15 protein-coding genes are annotated in these 15,576 nt (G+C 67.2%); 7 read left to right on the top strand and 8 right to left on the bottom strand.

The window, feature by feature from the left end; all coding sequences use genetic code 11:
• Positions 1-79: 79 nt before the first annotated feature.
• Positions 80-535, bottom strand: coding sequence for a CopD family protein (locus tag ACMZPQ_RS04770; RefSeq protein ID WP_075674936.1), 456 nt, complete (start codon positions 533-535; stop codon positions 80-82).
• Positions 536-684: 149 nt separating this feature from the next.
• On the opposite strand from ACMZPQ_RS04770, the gene ACMZPQ_RS04765 reads away from it, so the two are divergent.
• The gene (locus ACMZPQ_RS04765; RefSeq protein ID WP_197580686.1) at positions 685-1,275 is read left to right on the top strand and encodes a methyltransferase domain-containing protein; all 591 of its coding nucleotides are present in this window, start codon (positions 685-687) and stop codon (positions 1,273-1,275) included.
• 93 nt (positions 1,276-1,368) lie between these two features.
• Positions 1,369-2,676 (top strand): polyhydroxyalkanoate depolymerase, encoded by a 1,308-nt coding sequence (locus tag ACMZPQ_RS04760; RefSeq protein WP_133934196.1) that lies wholly within the window; start codon positions 1,369-1,371, stop codon positions 2,674-2,676.
• A 109-nt stretch (positions 2,677-2,785) separates the two neighbouring features.
• On the opposite strand, the gene ACMZPQ_RS04755 is transcribed toward ACMZPQ_RS04760, so the two are convergent.
• Entirely contained in the window at positions 2,786-3,775 is a 990-nt protein-coding gene (locus tag ACMZPQ_RS04755) for a sensor domain-containing protein (RefSeq protein ID WP_197580687.1), read from the bottom strand.
• The gene (locus ACMZPQ_RS04750) at positions 3,772-4,137 is read right to left on the bottom strand and encodes a helix-turn-helix transcriptional regulator (protein ID WP_197580688.1); all 366 of its coding nucleotides are present in this window, start codon (positions 4,135-4,137) and stop codon (positions 3,772-3,774) included. The genes ACMZPQ_RS04755 and ACMZPQ_RS04750 overlap by 4 nt, the downstream gene beginning before the upstream one ends.
• 136 nt (positions 4,138-4,273) lie before the next feature.
• Here ACMZPQ_RS04750 and ACMZPQ_RS04745 point away from each other — a divergent pair, with 136 nt between their 5' ends.
• Complete coding sequence (locus ACMZPQ_RS04745; protein WP_197580689.1) at positions 4,274-5,176, top strand: peptidylprolyl isomerase; 903 nt, start codon at positions 4,274-4,276, stop codon at positions 5,174-5,176.
• Between the two features lie 579 nt (positions 5,177-5,755).
• Here the strand turns inward: ACMZPQ_RS04745 and ACMZPQ_RS04740 are convergent.
• Positions 5,756-6,628 carry a DMT family transporter gene (locus ACMZPQ_RS04740; RefSeq protein WP_049456459.1) on the bottom strand — a complete coding sequence of 291 codons (873 nt, stop codon included), beginning with the start codon at positions 6,626-6,628 and terminating at the stop codon, positions 5,756-5,758.
• Positions 6,629-6,743: 115 nt separating this feature from the next.
• Between ACMZPQ_RS04740 and ACMZPQ_RS04735 the strand changes: the two genes are divergently transcribed.
• Positions 6,744-7,688: a LysR substrate-binding domain-containing protein gene (locus ACMZPQ_RS04735; RefSeq protein ID WP_197580690.1), complete on the top strand. Its 945-nt coding sequence runs from the start codon at positions 6,744-6,746 to the stop codon at positions 7,686-7,688.
• A gap of 69 nt (positions 7,689-7,757) precedes the next feature.
• Positions 7,758-8,051 carry a hypothetical protein gene (locus ACMZPQ_RS04730; RefSeq protein ID WP_106550374.1) on the top strand — a complete coding sequence of 98 codons (294 nt, stop codon included), beginning with the start codon at positions 7,758-7,760 and terminating at the stop codon, positions 8,049-8,051.
• Between the two features lie 35 nt (positions 8,052-8,086).
• Here the strand turns inward: ACMZPQ_RS04730 and ACMZPQ_RS04725 are convergent, their stop codons facing one another.
• Together ACMZPQ_RS04725 and ACMZPQ_RS04720 are read right to left on the bottom strand one after the other, a co-directional pair.
• Complete coding sequence (locus ACMZPQ_RS04725; protein ID WP_495495825.1) at positions 8,087-8,851, bottom strand: DUF4349 domain-containing protein; 765 nt, start codon at positions 8,849-8,851, stop codon at positions 8,087-8,089.
• Between the two features lie 26 nt (positions 8,852-8,877).
• Complete coding sequence (locus ACMZPQ_RS04720; protein ID WP_197580691.1) at positions 8,878-9,234, bottom strand: GFA family protein; 357 nt, start codon at positions 9,232-9,234, stop codon at positions 8,878-8,880.
• Between the two features lie 112 nt (positions 9,235-9,346).
• Between ACMZPQ_RS04720 and ACMZPQ_RS04715 the strand changes: the two genes are divergently transcribed.
• Both ACMZPQ_RS04715 and ACMZPQ_RS04710 read left to right on the top strand, forming a co-directional pair.
• Positions 9,347-11,155 (top strand): DUF885 domain-containing protein, encoded by a 1,809-nt coding sequence (locus ACMZPQ_RS04715; protein WP_197580692.1) that lies wholly within the window; start codon positions 9,347-9,349, stop codon positions 11,153-11,155.
• A gap of 154 nt (positions 11,156-11,309) precedes the next feature.
• A complete protein-coding gene (locus tag ACMZPQ_RS04710; RefSeq protein ID WP_197580693.1) occupies positions 11,310-12,308 on the top strand; it encodes a polysaccharide lyase in 999 nt (332 codons plus the stop codon).
• Positions 12,309-12,317: 9 nt separating this feature from the next.
• Here ACMZPQ_RS04710 and agp read toward each other — a convergent pair whose 3' ends face one another.
• Both agp and smrA read right to left on the bottom strand, forming a co-directional pair.
• Entirely contained in the window at positions 12,318-13,541 is a 1,224-nt protein-coding gene (gene agp, locus ACMZPQ_RS04705; RefSeq protein WP_197580694.1) for a bifunctional glucose-1-phosphatase/inositol phosphatase, read from the bottom strand.
• A gap of 67 nt (positions 13,542-13,608) precedes the next feature.
• Positions 13,609-15,441: a multidrug efflux ABC transporter SmrA gene (gene smrA / locus ACMZPQ_RS04700; protein ID WP_197580695.1), complete on the bottom strand. Its 1,833-nt coding sequence runs from the start codon at positions 15,439-15,441 to the stop codon at positions 13,609-13,611.
• Between the last annotated feature and the right edge of the window lie 135 nt (positions 15,442-15,576).

Below are 15,576 nucleotides of genomic sequence, written 5' to 3'. Positions count from 1 at the left end.
CAGATGCCCGGCTCTTTTCATTTACGCCCTGGCGGCATCCACGCATGGCGTGGATCTACCGCGTGCAGATGACCCCGCCTCAGAACGGCTTGGCCAGCACCAGCCACACGATCGGAATGAACGCCAGCAGCGGAATCTCGTTGATCCAGCGCAGCGCGCGCGACGACGGCAGCGCCCTGCCCTTGGCCACGCCCTTCAGCAGGCGCCCGATCCAGATGAAATACGCCAGCAGCACCACCACCAGCCCCAGCTTGGCATGCAACCAGCCAGCGCCGCCCGGCGCGACCATGGTCGGGAAGTCCGGAATGACCTTGTAGCCCAGCCACAGCACCAGGCCCAGCAGGAAGGCCAGGCCTAACATCGAATGGCCGAAGCGGTACAGGCGCAGGCCCATCAGCTGCAGGCGCTCGGTCACAGCCGGCTGCCCTGCGGTCTCGGCCAGGTTGACCAGGATGCGCGGCAGGTAGAACACCGTGGCCATCCATGCCACCACGAACACGATGTGGAAGGTCTTCACCCAGTAGTAGCTCTGCATGCGCTTGCTCCGGCGGCTGGCGTAGATGGGCGGCCATTCTCGCATGCCGTGGCCGGGCCACCCCGCACGCCGCCGCCGCGACGGATCGACGCATGGCGCGCCGCAACGCCGTACGATAGGCGCCGTTTTCCCGACCGCACGACGCCTGCATGGACAAGACCTACGACGCCGCCTACTTCCAGCGCTGGTACCGCCGCGCCGACATCGGCGGCAGCGCCCGCCTGGCGCGCAAGGTGGCCCTGGCCGTGGCCAGCGCCGAGTACTACCTGGAACGACCGATCCGCAGCGTGCTGGACATCGGCTGCGGCGAAGGAGCCTGGCGCGCGCCGCTGCTGAAGCTGCGTCCGAAGGTCGAATACCTCGGCTTCGACAGCAGCGAGTACGCTGTGCGCCGCTACGGCCGCACCCGCAACCTGCATCTGGCCCGCTTCGGTGATTTCGCCTGGTTGCGGCCCTGCGCCCCGGTCGACCTGCTGGTCTGCTCGGACGTGATGCACTACGTGCCCAACCGCGAACTGCGCGCCGGCCTGGCCGGCGTGGCCGAGCTGACCGGCGGCGTGGCTTTCCTGGAAACCTTCGCCGCCGAAGACGCGTTCGACGGCGATCATGACGGCTTCCAGGCCCGCCCGGCGCGCTGGTACCGGCGCGAACTGGCCCGCCGGGGGCTGCAGCCGGTAGGGTCGCACTGCTGGCTGGGCCCCGCCCTGGCAGGCGATGCGGCCGCGCTGGAACGGATGTGAATCCGGATTCATTATTTTCATCCAACTTAACCTGCGGGACACCCGGATGGGATATGCTGCGCGGCAACATATGACCATACATATTCGGTCGTCATGCTCTATCAACTGCACGAACTGACCCGCAACCTGCTCGCCCCCTGGGTGCACCAGGCCCAGGCCAACGCCAAGTTCTTCGCCAACCCGGGCCACTGGTGGTCGCAGATGCCGGGTGCCGATCGCCTGGCTGCGGTCAACGAGTTGTTCCATCGCATCGGCAAGGATTACGAGAAGCCCGAGTGGGGCATCAACGAAATCGACGTCGATGGCGAACGCGTGCCGATCGTCGTGCACGAGGAAGTGAGCAAGCCGTTCTGCAAGCTGCTGCGCTTCAAGCGCCACAGCAATGAAGCCGACCAGCTGCACACCATGCTCAACCAGCCGTTCGTGCTGGTGGTCGCGCCGCTGTCCGGCCACCACGCCACCCTGCTGCGCGATACCGTGCGCACGCTGCTGCGCGACCACCGCGTGTACGTCACCGACTGGGTGGATGCGCGCATGGTGCCGGCCAGCGAAGGCGAGTTCGGCCTGGACGACTACATCGCCTACATCCAGGAATTCATCCGCCACCTTGGCGTTGAACGCCTGCACGTGGTGAGCGTGTGCCAGCCGACCGTACCGGTGCTGGCTGCGGTTTCGCTGATGGCCAGCCGTGGCGAGCCGACGCCGCGCACGCTGGTGATGATGGGCGGCCCGATCGATGCGCGCTGCAGCCCGACCGCAGTGAACAACCTGGCCACGCAGAACCCGCTGTCGTGGTTCGAGAACAACGTCATCCACACCGTGCCGCCCAGCTACCCCGGCGCCGGCCGCCGCGTGTATCCAGGCTTCCTGCAGCATGCCGGCTTCCTGTCGATGAACCCCAGCCGCCATTTCAGCTCGCACTGGGATTTCTACACCGACCTGGTCAAGGGCGACCTGGAAGACGCCGACGCGCACCGTCGTTTCTATGACGAGTACAACGCGGTGCTGGACATGCCGGCCAAGTACTACCTGGATACCATCCGCGTGGTGTTCCAGGACTTCCTGCTGCCGCGTGGCGAGTGGGTGGTCAACGGCGAGAAGGTCGATCCGTCGGCGATCCGCGATACGGCGCTGCTGAGCATCGAGGGCGAGCTGGACGACATCGCCGGCCTCGGCCAGACCGAAGCGGCGCAGGCACTGTGCACCGGCATCAGCGCAGACCGCCGGGAGCATTTCATCGTCGAAGGCGCAGGCCACTACGGCATCTTCAGTGGCCGCCGCTGGCGCGAAGTGGTGTACCCGAAGGTGCGCGACTTCTTCGCCGCGCATGCCGAGGCGCCAGCAGCGAAGGCGACGAAGAAGAAGAGCAACGTCACCCCGCTGCGGCGCAAGGCGGGGTAATTCCCCGCTCTGCCCGGAAGCCCGGGATCGGATCCGTTTCCAGCGGAAAGGGCTCTGACCCCAGATCGTGCCAACCAAGGTTGGCACCTACCAGAGCGTCGCCGACCGCTTACAGCCGCACCAGCAGGTGCTTGGCGATCAGGCCGTGCAGCTTGCCGATGCCGCGCGCCAGGTGCATCGTCAGCAGCAGCAGCACCGCACCCACGACGGCAACCACGATGCCCACCAGCGGCGTTGCAGCCATCGGCAGCACGTTCACGCCGTCGATGTACACACCCGGGATGTCACCGCTGAACAGCACCGCCACCGGTGCCCAGATCATGCTCAACGACAACGTCAGCAGGGTCACCGCGATGGTGAAGTAGATGATGCCCAGCGGCAGCATCAGCACGAAATACAGCAGCGTCAGCCAGGTGCGGCCGTCGGTGAACATGTCACCGATGCGCTGCAGCGCGGTGCGGCTGCGATCGGTATAGCGCGGACGGCGCGGCATGCGCTCACCCAGCAGTGCTTCCACCAATCGCCCTTCCAGCAGTGCCAGCCCGCGCACCGAGCCGAAGAACAGCACGGTCAGCGGAATGCCGATGATCAGGATCAGCAGGCCCAGTGACAGCGACAGGCCGGTCACCACCCAGCTGAAGAAGAACACGCCGGTGGCCAGCGACAGCAGCATGTAGAACAGCGCGCCGTAGGTATGCGGATCGGTCACCACGCCGAAGAAGCGCGCCAGCAGCGAGCGCTGCACCGGCGTCGGCGGCGGTGCGGCCGGCTCGACGCCACTGGCCTCGGCAGCCGCACGCAGCACCGGTGCGGTATCCGCACGCGGCGTACGCAGCGCGCGGTTCACGGTCACTTCGGTCTCGCGGTAGATCTCGGCCACTTCGTCCGGCGCGCCATAGCTGCCGGCGACGTCGGCGATCACCTCGGCCTCGCTGCGGCCAGGCTGCGCAGCCAGCTCCGAACGCAGGTATTCCTCGGCGTCGTACAGCGCGTCCTGCACCATCGCCGGATCGGCGCCTTCCAGCGCCGCGCGCAGCTGCGCCAGGTACTGTGGGATGGTGGTGGGCAGGGCTCGGCCTGCCAGGCTCGGATCGTTCATTGCGGTACCCCCTCCAACACGGAATCGACGGAATCGCGGGTGGCCTGCCAGGCTTGGCGCCATTGCGCCAGCACCTGGAGGCCACGTTCATTGATGCGGTAGTAGCGCCGCGGTGGCCCGCTGCTGGACGGCTCGACATGGCTTTCCAGGAGCCCGGCGCCCTCCAGGTTGCGCAGCACCGGGTACAGCGCGCTCTGCTTGCCGCTCAGCACGCCCTCGCCCACCCGCTCCAGCTCCTTGGCAATCAGGTAGCCGTACAGCGGCTCGCCAGCACGAGCCAGCACCGCCAGCAGGGCCAGCGACACGGTTCCGGCGCTCAGCTCCTTCTGGAACTTCTTCAGGTGGACATCGTCTTCGACCATGACCGGCCCTCCACTACGTTGAAGTCCACAGTAGTGCGAAGTTCGGTATAGCGAATGTGTCGTTAGTCATCGTGCCGGTTGGCGAGACCGGTACGCTCGCGCAGAATCGAACCCTCGTTCATGTTCCGGGGATTCCATGTCGCACCGCCGTCGCCTTGCCCTGACCACCCTCGCCCTCGCCTGCCTGCTGCCCGCGCTGGCCAGTGCGGCCACCCCCTACCGCAGCCCGCAGCAGATCCTCGACGCGTCGGCGGCCAGCGACTGGCGCACCCCGGACCCGGCCAACCTGCTGTACATGGACCTGCCGGCCGGGCGGGTGATCATCGAGCTGGCGCCGCAGTTCGCCCCGCGCCATGTCGCCAACATCCAGACTTTCGCGCATGAGCACTTCTGGGATGGCACCAGCATCTACCGCTCACAGGACAACTTCGTGGTGCAGTTCGGCGATGCCGACGCCGATGACGCGGCCAAGGCCAAGCCGTTCGGCAGTGCCGCACACAAGCTGCCGGCCGAGTTCGAACGCGCCAGCGCCGGCCTGAAGGTCAGCGTGCTGCCCGACCGTGATGGCTGGGCCGCACAGACCGGTTTCGTCGACGGCTTCCCGGTCGGCCAGGATCCGCAGGCCGGCAAGGCCTGGCTGGCGCACTGCTACGGCATGCTCGGCGCCGGCCGCAGCAACGAGGAAGACAGCAGCATCGGCGCCGAGCTGTACGTGGTGACCGGGCAGTCGCCACGCCAGTTGGACCGCAACATCACCCTGGTCGGCCGCGTGCTGAAGGGCATGGAACTGCTCAGCGCGATCCCGCGCGGACCGGCACCGATGGGTTTCTACACTGACCCGAAACTGCGCACGCCGATCGTGTCGATCCGCCGCGCCAGCGATGTGCCGGCGGCCGAGCGCACGCCGATCCAGGTGCTGCGTACCGATTCGAAGACCTTTGCAGAAACGGTGGAGGCGCGACGCAATCGCGTGGATGATTTCTACAAGCGCCCGGCCGGGCATATCGATCTCTGCAATATTCCGGTGCCGGTGAAGTAACGCCGTTGCAGGTTCTGCGCGTGGCACGTGCCGAAGGTGCTTCACCTTTCATGAGCGTTACTTTTCTTTTCGCGCGAAAAGAAAAGTAACCAAAAGAAACGCGCCGCCAGATCGCGAGCCGCCGTGCTTCGCACGCCGGTCCCCTGCGCTTCTCGGTGAATCAGGGGGCGGCGCCGAACTCGCTGCGCTCAGACATCGGCACCTCTTCGCCCCTGATTCCCCTGCGATGCTCGGCTCGCTCAAGGCGGACCCAGATCAAAGGCCACAGCTGCACCCAGTAGATCCACGCCATGCGTGGATGCTTTTGCGGTTGATCTTGACCTTCCAGTCCGCCTTGAGCGAGCCGAGCACCGCAGGTCCGGCGAGGGCGAAGAGGCGCGGGTGTCTGAGCGCAGCGAGTTCCCGCGCCGTCCCTCGACGGGCCGAGGAGCGCAGGGTACCGGTGCGCAGCACCGGCTCGCGGCTGGCGGCGTGTTTCTTTGGTTACTTTCTTTGCACGAGCAAAGAAAGTGACACCTCTCCGCAGGCGCGGAAAAGAGCCGCCGGGCAGCGCCCGGCACTACCAGTGCGTCGACGCCCTCAGCCCTTCTGGCTCACCGCCACGCTCCCCAGAATCAACGCACCGGCAATCAACATCTGCACCGTCACCGCCTCGCCCAGGAACAACCACGCAAACGCCGCACCGAACAGCGGAATCAGATAGGTCACCGTCGATGCGCGCGACGGGCCGATGCGACCGATCAGGCGGTAGAACATCAGGAACGCCAGGCCGGTGCAGGCCACGCCCAGCGCGATCGCCGCGCCCCACGCCTTGAGCGGAATCGCCGCCTGCGGCCAGTGACTCACCGCCATCGGCAGCATCCACAGCGAGGCGCACGACAGCGTGGCCGCCGCGGCGGCCGCCGACGGCAGGCCGGTCATGTGCCGCTTCACCAGGTTCACACCCAAGCCGTACAGCAGAGACGCCGCAGCGCCGGCGATCACCGCGGTGCCGATGCTCAAGCCGGACACCTTGGCCGTGGCCAGCACCACCACGCCGGCAAAACCGACCAGCAGCGCGCCGGCGCGGCGCATGCCGATCTTCTCGCCGAAGAACAGGAAGGCGATCAGCGCGGCGAACAGCACCGTCATCGCATTGCAGATCGCGCCGATCGCAGCCGGTGCCTGCTCGGCGGCATAGGCGAACAGCACGAACGGCAGCGCCGAATTGATCAGGCCGATCGGGGCCAGCCACAGCCAGCGTCGCGGCGGGAACTGCGCGCGTGCACGCCACAGGAACGGCAGCAGCACCAGCGCGCCCAGCACCAGCCGCACCTCGACCAACGCGAACGGGCCGAACGAGGGTACCGCCACCCGCATGAACAGGAACGAGCAGCCCCAGATGGCGCCCAGCAAGGTCAATTCCAGCGGTGTGCGCCAATCGCGCTCGGCCGCCTGTGGGACCGCATTCATGCCCTGCCTCCGTCCATCGTCGAATCCTCGTCAAGACACACAGGATCGAGCCACGACGCCCGCCGCACAAGCGCGTAGTATCGCTGCCAGCCACAAATCTGGCTTGAGGCTCGACATGCAGCTACGCCCTTCCCCGCTCCCCGCGCTGGCCGTCTTCGCGGTCGCCGCACGCCACCAGAACTTCGCCCAAGCCGCGCAGGAGCTGCACCTGACCGCCAGCGCGGTCAGCCACCACGTGCGCCGCCTGGAGGAAGTGCTGGAGACCCGCCTGTTCCTGCGCCATGCGCGCGGGGTCCGGCTGACCGCCGAGGGCCGCCAGCTGGCCGACGCCGCCAGCGCCGCGTTCACCGACGTCGCAGCGGTCGCCCACCATCTGCACCCGGATGCCGACAGCGTGCCGCTGCGGATCACCACCCTGCGTTCGCTGTCGTACTGCTGGCTGCTGCCACGCCTGCCACGCTTCACCCAGGCCCATCCGCACATCCGCATCGAACTGCATACCGGCAGTGGGCTCGATCGATACGACGACAATGGCCCGGAAGTGGGTATCCGTTACGGACTTGGGCAGTGGCCGGGCCTGCGCGCACAGCACCTGATGGACGACTACCTGTTCCCGGTGGCCTCACCGGCGCTGGCCGGCGTTGAAACCCTGGACGACCCAGCCCGCATCGCCGGCTTGCCACTGCTGACCGATCTGTCGCCGCAGGGCTGGCGCGACTGGTTCCGCCATGCCGGCGTGCGCCCGCCCTCGCCGCTGCCGCCGATGCATACCTTCGCCGACAGTACCGACGCGATGCGTGCCGCGGTGTACGGCATGGGCGCAGTGCTGGCGCGCACCCACATCGCCCAGCCCTACCTGCAGCGCTACGAGGTGGTGCGCCTGCCCGGGCCCGCCCTGAAGGCGCGCTACGCCTATCACGTGGTGCATGCGGAGGGACAACCGCCGAGCCACGCCGCGCGCCTGTTCATCGACTGGTTGCTGGAGCAGGCGCAGGACGAGCGCACGCCGATACCCGCGCTGCCGGACAGCCTGCTGGGGCGCCCGGCCACGCGCGGCTGACTGCGCCCTCACCCGCTCTTTGCTTCGCGCTGGCTAGGCTGCAGTCGAACCCTTCCACGTGACCCTGACATGAGCCTGCTGCGACTGCGCATCACCGGAACCGAAGACGACGCCCGCGCCATCAGCGATCTGCTGCTTGGCCTGGAAGGCATCGAGCATGTCGAGGAAACCGACGACCTGATGCCACACATGGATGACGATGATTCCAGTTCGGCCGGGCTGTCCGATGACATCGGCCCCGGCATCCACGAACTGGAAGTGGAAGTCGGCAACGAAAGCACCGCGCAGAAGGTGCGCGATGCGGTGCAGGAACTGGCGCTGGAGCTGGATGTCTTCATCGAGTACGAAACCGACGAAGGGTGAGCGGCCGCCGGGCATGGCCCGGCGACCACGCGCGATTACGGCTTGCGACGGCGACGACGCCACCAGGCGCGCACGCCCCATGCGGCGATCAGCGCCAGTACCGCCACCGGCAGCAATGCGGCCGCCGCACGGATCAGGAACGCCACGCTGGTGCTGAGGATGCTGCCTGATTCACCCAGCGCCTCGCCGATCTCGCTGCGGCTGCGCTGGCCCGAGGTGGTATCGAAGTGCAGCGTCACCAGCTGCGTATCGATGCGCCGGCGCTGCTGCGCGGCGTCCTTGTTGGCCTGCTCGACGCCTGCCTCGATCTCCGACAGGCGCTTGGTGATCGCCATCAGGTCCTCGACCTTCAGGTCCTTGCGGTCCTGGTAGGACAGCAGCCGTGCGTGCTCCTTCTCCAGCCGCGCCTTGGTCAGCGTGGTGTCGGCCACCTGCTGTGCGAGGTCTTCGGCACGGGTATTGCGCGACTGCAGGGTGCCGCCTTCGCCGGCCAGCGCAATCAACGGTTCGACACCCTTCGGCGCGATGCGCACTTTCACCTCGCCACTGGGCCGCTCGCCGCTGCGCTGGTCGACCTGCAGCACCGCGCAGTCGCCGAATTTCGCGCCCTGGCACGCCTGGGCCACCTGCTGGATGCGGGGTGCGATCTGCGCCGATTCCAGCTGTACCTGCACGTCATGCTCGTACGCGAGGAACGCGCCTTCAGGCGAAGCCACCGCCGCTTCGGCACCCCCTCCGGCATCGGCCGCCATGTCGTGCTTCGCACACGCCGCCAACGCCAGCAGCACCGGTATCGTCATCACGCGCGTCCACGCGCGCATCGGCCTCACAGGGCGGCTCCGTCGTAGGAGGTCACCGCAAGGGCCGCCAGGTCCACCTGCGGCACGCAGCGCACGTTCACCGCCACCATCGGCGTGCCGGTACGCGGATCCACCGCTTCGCTGTAGGGCGCGATGCCGCACTCGCGGCAGTGGTGATGGTCGATGTGCGCCTTGTTGAAGTGGTAGGTGGCCACGTCGGCCGGATCCGTGGCCAGCTGGAACGCCTCGCGCGGCGCGAACCACAGCAGGCTGCCACGGCGGCGGCACATCGAGCAGTTGCAGTCGACGACGTCGCTGATCGGTGTCTCGGCCTGTACGGTGAATGCGATCCTGCCGCAATGGCAGCTTCCCTGGTATTCCATGTCCTGCGCTCCGCAAGAGAGTCCTTGTCAGCGCCCATGGTAATCCTATGGCACGGGGACAAAGCAGCCCCAGCGGCCTATGCTCGGGGTTTGACCCTGTACAGGAACGCCGATGCGCCCGCATCTCCTTGCCCTCGCCCTGGTCGCCGCCCTGGCCGGTTGCCAGCCGGCCGACGCCCCGACCACCGGTTCCACCCCGGCCGCCAGCCAGCAGGCCGCGGACGCTGCAGCTGACGCCGCCTTCGCCGATCTGTCCAAGCGCGCCCTGGACACCTGGATGCAGCTGTCGCCGGTCAGCGCCACCCAGATCGGCGACCACCGCTACGACAGCGAACTGGACGACCTGAGTGCCGCCGGGCAGCAGAAGACCGTGGCCGCCTACAAGGCACTGCTGGGCGAGCTGGACAAGATCGAGGTGGCCAAGCTGGGCCGCGAAAACCAGGTGGACGCGGCGATCCTGCGCAACCAGCTGCAGTCGGAAATCTGGAACGCCGAAGTGCTGCAGTCCGGCAAGTGGGACCCGCAGCTGTACAACGGCATTGCAGGCAGCGCGATCTACGGCCTGATGGCACGCGAGTTCGCGCCGCTGCCGGAGCGCCTGAAGTCGGCCACCGCGCGCATGGAAAAGCTGCCGGCGATCTTCGCCCAGGCCCGCGAGAACCTGGACCCGGCGCGCGTGCCGAAGATCCACGCCGAGACCGTTGCCAAGCAGAACAAGGGCATCCTCAGCATCGTCGATACCTTCATCACCCCGCACATCGGTGAACTGCCGCAGGCCGACCAGCAGCGCCTGCAGGCCGCCATCGACGGCCTGAAGAAGGCGGTGGACGAGCAGCAGGCCTGGCTGGACAAGACCCTGGTGCCGAACGCGAAGGGCGACTTCCGCATCGGTGCGGAAAAATACGACCAGAAGCTGAAGTTCGCGCTGAGCTCGTCGCTGTCGCGCCAGGAGATCGGTGAGCGCGCGCGCGCCGAACTCAAGCGCGTGCGCGAAGACATGTACGGCATCGCGCAGACCGTGCTGAAGGACAAGCCGGGTGCGCCGGAGATGCCGGCCCAGCCGACCGACGAACAGCAGCAGAAGGCGATCGAAGCCGCGCTGGAACTGGCCTACGCCGACAAGCCGGCACGCGACAAGGTGGTCGACGATGCCAAGGCCGCGCTGGAGCAGTCCACCGCGTTCGTGCGCGAACACGACCTGGTGACCCTGCCCGACGCGCCGGTGGACATCATCCTGATGCCGGAATTCCAGCGTGGCGTGGCCGTGGCCTACTGCGATTCGCCGGGCCCGCTGGACAAGAACCTGAAGACCTTCTACGCCGTGTCGCCGATTCCGGACGACTGGAACGCAAAGCAGGTCGACTCGTTCCTGCGTGAGTACAACTCGCGCATGATCCACCTGCTGAGCATCCACGAAGGCACCCCAGGCCACTACCTGGAGGGCTGGCACTCGGCCAAGTTCCCCTCCACCCTGCGTGCGGTGCTGCGTTCGGGCCTGTTCGCCGAAGGCTGGGCGGTCTACACCGAGCGCATGATGCAGGAGCAGGGTTACCTCAACAACGACCCGCTGTTCCACCTGGTGCAGCTGAAGTTCTACCTGCGCACGATCTCCAACGCGATCCTCGACCAGGGCGTGCACGTGGACAACTGGGATCGCGAAAAGGCGATGCACCTGATGACCCACGACGCGTTCCAGCAGGAAAGCGAAGCAGCGGGCAAGTGGGTACGTGCGCAGCTGACCTCGGCGCAGCTGCCGACCTACTTCGTCGGCGCGCAGGAACACTTCGACACGCGCAAGGCGGTGCAGGAGAAGCTGGGCGACAAGTTCAACCTGAAGGCGTACCACGACCAGGTGCTGTCCTACGGCGCGCCGCCGGTGCGCTTCGCCCGCCAGCTGATGCTGGACCAGCCGATCGAGTGATCGGAGCGGCCTGAAGTGAACCAGAACGGCCCGGGCAAACCCGGGCCGTTTCTACATGCGGTGTCTGCATGCGGTGGAGGAAGGCGTGATTGCATCACGCACCGGCAACATGCCCGGGCGCATCGTTCGCCCGGCTCCCCTTCCACCGGTTTCCATGTCGATTCCCCTGCTCCGTCTTGCATTGCTGCCCACGCTGCTGGCCAGCGCCTGCACCTTCGCCGCCTGCCCATCACCGCCGGCCGGGCAACCCGACATCCGCGCCCTGGGCTACTACACCGACAAGGCCGGCTCGGTGATCGACCCCGCACTGCACCAGCAGAACCACGATGCCACCGCGCCGCTGGACGGTTATGCCGCCGACGTGGCGCGCATGAGCGACGACTACCTGCGCGACGGTGATCGTGCCGCGGCGCAGTGCACCCTGGCCTGGCTCGGCGCCTGGGCGAAGGACGGCGCAATGCTCGGGCAGATGATCCGGGTCAACAACGATCAGTCGTTCTACATGCGGCAGTGGATGCTCGATGCGGTGGCCATGGCCTACCTGAAGGTGCACGACCAGGCCGACCCGCAGCAGCGTGCGCGCATCGATCCGTGGCTGCAGCAGCTGGCACGCGCCAACCTGGCGTACTGGGACAATCCGAAACGGCGCCGCAACAACCACTACTACTGGGGCGGCCTGGGCGTGCTGGCCACCGGCCTGGCCATCGATGACGAGGCCTTGTGGCAGGCCGGCCACGCCGCCTTCCAGAAAGGCATCGACGACATCCAGGACGATGGCAGCCTGCCGCTGGAGATGGCGCGCGGGCAACGCGCCCTGCACTACCACGACTACGCACTGGCACCGCTGGTGATGATGGCCGAACTGGCGCGACTGCGCGGCCAGGACTGGTACGCCAGCCGGGATCACGCCATCGACCGCCTTGCCCGCCGCGTCATCGAAGGCAGCAAGGACCCTGCATGGTTCAACGAACAGACCGGCGTTGCACAGCTGCCGCTGCAGGCCAGCGGCTGGGTCGAGTTCTATCGTCTGCGATCACCGGATGGCGGCCTGTTCGACGCGGCGCACGCACGCGGCCCGTTCCACTCGCCGCGGCTGGGCGGCGATCTCACGCTGATGGCCACGCACGGCATCGTGCGCGCGCCGCTGCGTTAGCGGCGTAGCTCAGCGGACTGCCGGCTGCAGCAGACGCAGGAATTCGGCGACGGTGCAGCCCTGTGCCGCGCACCCCGGCACACGCAGCGCGACACGACCCGGCGGCTGCGCGTCGTTCAGCGGCTGCGCTTCACGCAGCTGCGCGGTGGTCGGGTAGACGTAAGCCAGGCGGATACGCTCCACCCCGCTGTGGCGGTCACGCCAGCGCTCGAACTGCAGCAGGCCACCGATCGGTGTCTTCTCGTACTGGCCCGGCAACGTGTAGTCGGTGATGCCCAGCGCCGCCAATACGGAACCGATGTTGGAATCGTGACCGACCAGCAGGGTCACCTTCGGCGACGCGGGATCTTCCAACAACGCATCCACGCATGCCAGCAGCGGGGCAGCCACATCACGGGCAACCTCGGGTGTGCCGAACAGGATGTCCTGGTAGCGATTGCGGATCTGGGCCAGTGCCTGCCATTGCGCCTCCGTGTTCAACCGGCCCCAGCCTTCGCGCGCACTCCCGCTTCCCTGGTAGTGCTCCATCAACAGGGCATCGACCAGCCCGTTGGCCAACGCCAGCGATCCGGAGACGCGCGGCTCCTGGCCCGGCTCCGCGCTGAAGCGGGTGTCGGCCAGTGTCAGACGGCAGTCACGGTGGCCCTCGCAGGCCGCGGACTGCGGATAGCGGGTGATCGCCTCCGACACGGCCAGTGCCGGCGCCAGATCCGATGCGGCCAACGCCTGCTGCATCGCCGACGGCGCGCCTTCGCGGAAGGCCGCGTCATCGCGGTGGATCACCGGATTGAACAGCGGGTCCATCGTGCCCAGTGGCATACGCTGCTCGACCGTGACATGGCAGCCCGGGAAGGCGCCGGCCACGAAGAACTGCGCGGTGGCCTGGGTGCGCTGCAGGCTGTTGGCATGTGCGTGGAAGTCGGCGGGCTGCGGGCAACCCGACGCCGGCAGCAGATGCGCCTGGCGCAGCCACTGGCCGATGTAGCGGCCCATGTAGACCTCCAGCACGCCGCCCTTGGTGGTCAGCTCGCCCGCGGCGACATCCCAGCGTGGCCAGGTTTCGGGGGTCGCGTTGGCCAGAGCACCAGAGGCCACCACCGGCGCGCGCAGGTTGTGGCGGCTGAGCAGGACGACCTGCTCGAGCTGGTCATCCTCGGCGGATACCGGCGCCGCAGATGTAGCTGCGGTGGCCAGGCCGAGCGCCAGCAACAAGGCGCGTAGGGGGCGGATCATGCAGGTCTCCGAAACCACGCTGGGGTCAGAGCCCTTTCCTGCGGAAAGGGATCCGACCCGGAAGCGGTCATTGATCGGCCGCCACGAAACCACCGGTCTGCCGCGCCCACAACCGCGCGTACAGGCCACCGGCCGCAATCAATTCGGCATGGGTACCGGTCTCGACGATGCGGCCCTGGTCCATCACCACCAGCCGGTCCATGCGCGCGATGGTCGACAGCCGGTGCGCGATCGCGATCACCGTCTTGCCGCCCATCAGTTCGTCCAGGCTGTCCTGGATCGCCGCTTCGACTTCAGAATCCAGCGCCGAGGTCGCCTCGTCCAGCACCAGGATCGGCGCGTCCTTCAGCAGCACGCGGGCAATGGCGATGCGCTGGCGCTGGCCGCCGGACAGCTTCACGCCACGTTCGCCGACATGCGCGTCGTAGCCACGACGGCCCTGCCCGTCCACCAGCGTATCGATGAAGGCTTCGGCACGCGCCTTGGCCACGGCGGCACGCAGCTGGTCCTCGGTCGCATCCGGGCGGCCGTACAGCAGGTTGTCGCGGATCGAACGATGCAGCAGCGAGGTGTCCTGGGTGACCACGCCGATCTGCTGCCGCAGGCTTTCCTGGCTGACATGGGCGATGTCCTGGTCGTCGATCAGAATGCGGCCGCTTTCCAGGTCGTACAGGCGCAGCAGCACGTTGACCAGGGTCGATTTGCCGGCGCCGGACGGGCCGACCAGGCCGATCTTCTCGCCCGGCTTCACCACCAGGTCCAGGCCGGCGATCACGCCGCCCTTCTTGCCATAGTGGAAGTGGATGTCCTGGAAATGCACGCCGCCGCGGGTCACCTGCAGTGGCACCGCATCCTCGCGGTCCTGCACGGTCAGCGGCTGGGCGATGGTGGTGATGCCATCCTGCACCGTGCCGATGTCCTCGAAGATGCCGTTGATGGTCCACATGATCCAGCCGGACATGTTGTGGATGCGGATCACCAGGCCGGTGGCCAGGGTGATCGCGCCGACCGTGATGTGGCCGCCGTTCCACAGCCACAGCGCCAGCCCGCAGGTACCGGCAATCAGGAAGCCGTTGACGATGGCGATGGTCAGGTCCATGCCGGTGGTGATGCGGGTCTGTGCGCGGTGCTTGACCGCCAGTTCCTGGATCGACTCGGCCACGTAGGCCTGCTCGCGTCCGCCATGGGCGAACAGCTTCAGCGTGGGGATGTTGGTGTAGCCATCGACGATGCGGCCCATTGCCTTGGAGCGCGCTTCGGAGGCGATCCAGGCCCGTTCCTTCGCGCGCGGCACGAAGTAGAACAGGATCACCGCGTAGGCCAGCAGCCACAGGATCAACGGCACCATCAGCCGCCAGTCGGCCTGCGCGAACAGGTACAGCGCGGTGCCGGTGTAGACCACGATGTACCAGAGCGAATCGACCATCTGCACCGCCGACTCGCGCAGCGAGGTGCCGGTCTGCATCACCCGGTTGGCGACGCTGCCGGCAAAGTCGTTCTGGAAGAAGCTCAGGCTCTGCCGCACCACGTAGTTGTGCATCAGCCAGCGCGAGCGGTTGCTCAGGCCCGGCACGATGGCCTGGTTGACCAGCAGGTTGTGCAGGCCGACCAGGATCGGCCGCGCGATGACCGTGATGAACAGCATCCAGCCCAGTTCATTGGCGTGGCGCTTGAAGAAATCGGCACCGGGCTGCTCGGCGACCATGTCGACGATGCGGCCCAGGTAATCGAACATCGCCACTTCCACCAGCGCCAGCAGCAGGCCGGCGATGAGCGTGGCCAGCAGCACCGGCCACACCGGGCGCAGGTAGTGCAGGTAGAACGGCAGCACCTTGCGCGGTGGCATGCGCCCGTCCACGGGCGGGAACACTGGAATCAGGGATTCAAACCAACGGAACATTGCATTCCCTCGCCTCTTGCAAGCGGCGGAGTATCCCACGATGGATGTGTACGCCAGCCGACGATCGCCGCAGCTGCGGTAGTGCCGGCCGCTGGCCGGCAACCTCATGATCCCCGTATACGTTGCGGGGTTGCC

Origin of the sequence: Stenotrophomonas maltophilia, assembly GCF_047497515.2 — a bacterium.
Lineage (GTDB): Bacteria > Pseudomonadota > Gammaproteobacteria > Xanthomonadales > Xanthomonadaceae > Stenotrophomonas.
Note: the sequence above shows the minus strand (reverse complement) of the source record. Positions and strands in the feature narration are given on the sequence as shown.

Bases quoted from the DNA above. Each gene is read 5' to 3' on its own strand.
- ACMZPQ_RS04770 (WP_075674936.1), bottom strand. From the start codon at position 535: ATGCAGAGCTACTACTGGGTGAAGACCTTCCACATCGTGTTCGTGGTG.
- ACMZPQ_RS04765 (WP_197580686.1), top strand. From the start codon at position 685: ATGGACAAGACCTACGACGCCGCCTACTTCCAGCGCTGGTACCGCCGC.
- ACMZPQ_RS04760 (WP_133934196.1), top strand. From the start codon at position 1,369: ATGCTCTATCAACTGCACGAACTGACCCGCAACCTGCTCGCCCCCTGG.
- ACMZPQ_RS04755 (WP_197580687.1), bottom strand. From the start codon at position 3,775: ATGAACGATCCGAGCCTGGCAGGCCGAGCCCTGCCCACCACCATCCCA.
- ACMZPQ_RS04750 (WP_197580688.1), bottom strand. From the start codon at position 4,137: ATGGTCGAAGACGATGTCCACCTGAAGAAGTTCCAGAAGGAGCTGAGC.
- ACMZPQ_RS04745 (WP_197580689.1), top strand. From the start codon at position 4,274: ATGTCGCACCGCCGTCGCCTTGCCCTGACCACCCTCGCCCTCGCCTGC.
- ACMZPQ_RS04740 (WP_049456459.1), bottom strand. From the start codon at position 6,628: ATGAATGCGGTCCCACAGGCGGCCGAGCGCGATTGGCGCACACCGCTG.
- ACMZPQ_RS04735 (WP_197580690.1), top strand. From the start codon at position 6,744: ATGCAGCTACGCCCTTCCCCGCTCCCCGCGCTGGCCGTCTTCGCGGTC.
- ACMZPQ_RS04730 (WP_106550374.1), top strand. From the start codon at position 7,758: ATGAGCCTGCTGCGACTGCGCATCACCGGAACCGAAGACGACGCCCGC.
- ACMZPQ_RS04725 (WP_495495825.1), bottom strand. From the start codon at position 8,851: ATGACGATACCGGTGCTGCTGGCGTTGGCGGCGTGTGCGAAGCACGAC.
- ACMZPQ_RS04720 (WP_197580691.1), bottom strand. From the start codon at position 9,234: ATGGAATACCAGGGAAGCTGCCATTGCGGCAGGATCGCATTCACCGTA.
- ACMZPQ_RS04715 (WP_197580692.1), top strand. From the start codon at position 9,347: ATGCGCCCGCATCTCCTTGCCCTCGCCCTGGTCGCCGCCCTGGCCGGT.
- ACMZPQ_RS04710 (WP_197580693.1), top strand. From the start codon at position 11,310: ATGTCGATTCCCCTGCTCCGTCTTGCATTGCTGCCCACGCTGCTGGCC.
- agp (WP_197580694.1), bottom strand. From the start codon at position 13,541: ATGATCCGCCCCCTACGCGCCTTGTTGCTGGCGCTCGGCCTGGCCACC.
- smrA (WP_197580695.1), bottom strand. From the start codon at position 15,441: ATGTTCCGTTGGTTTGAATCCCTGATTCCAGTGTTCCCGCCCGTGGAC.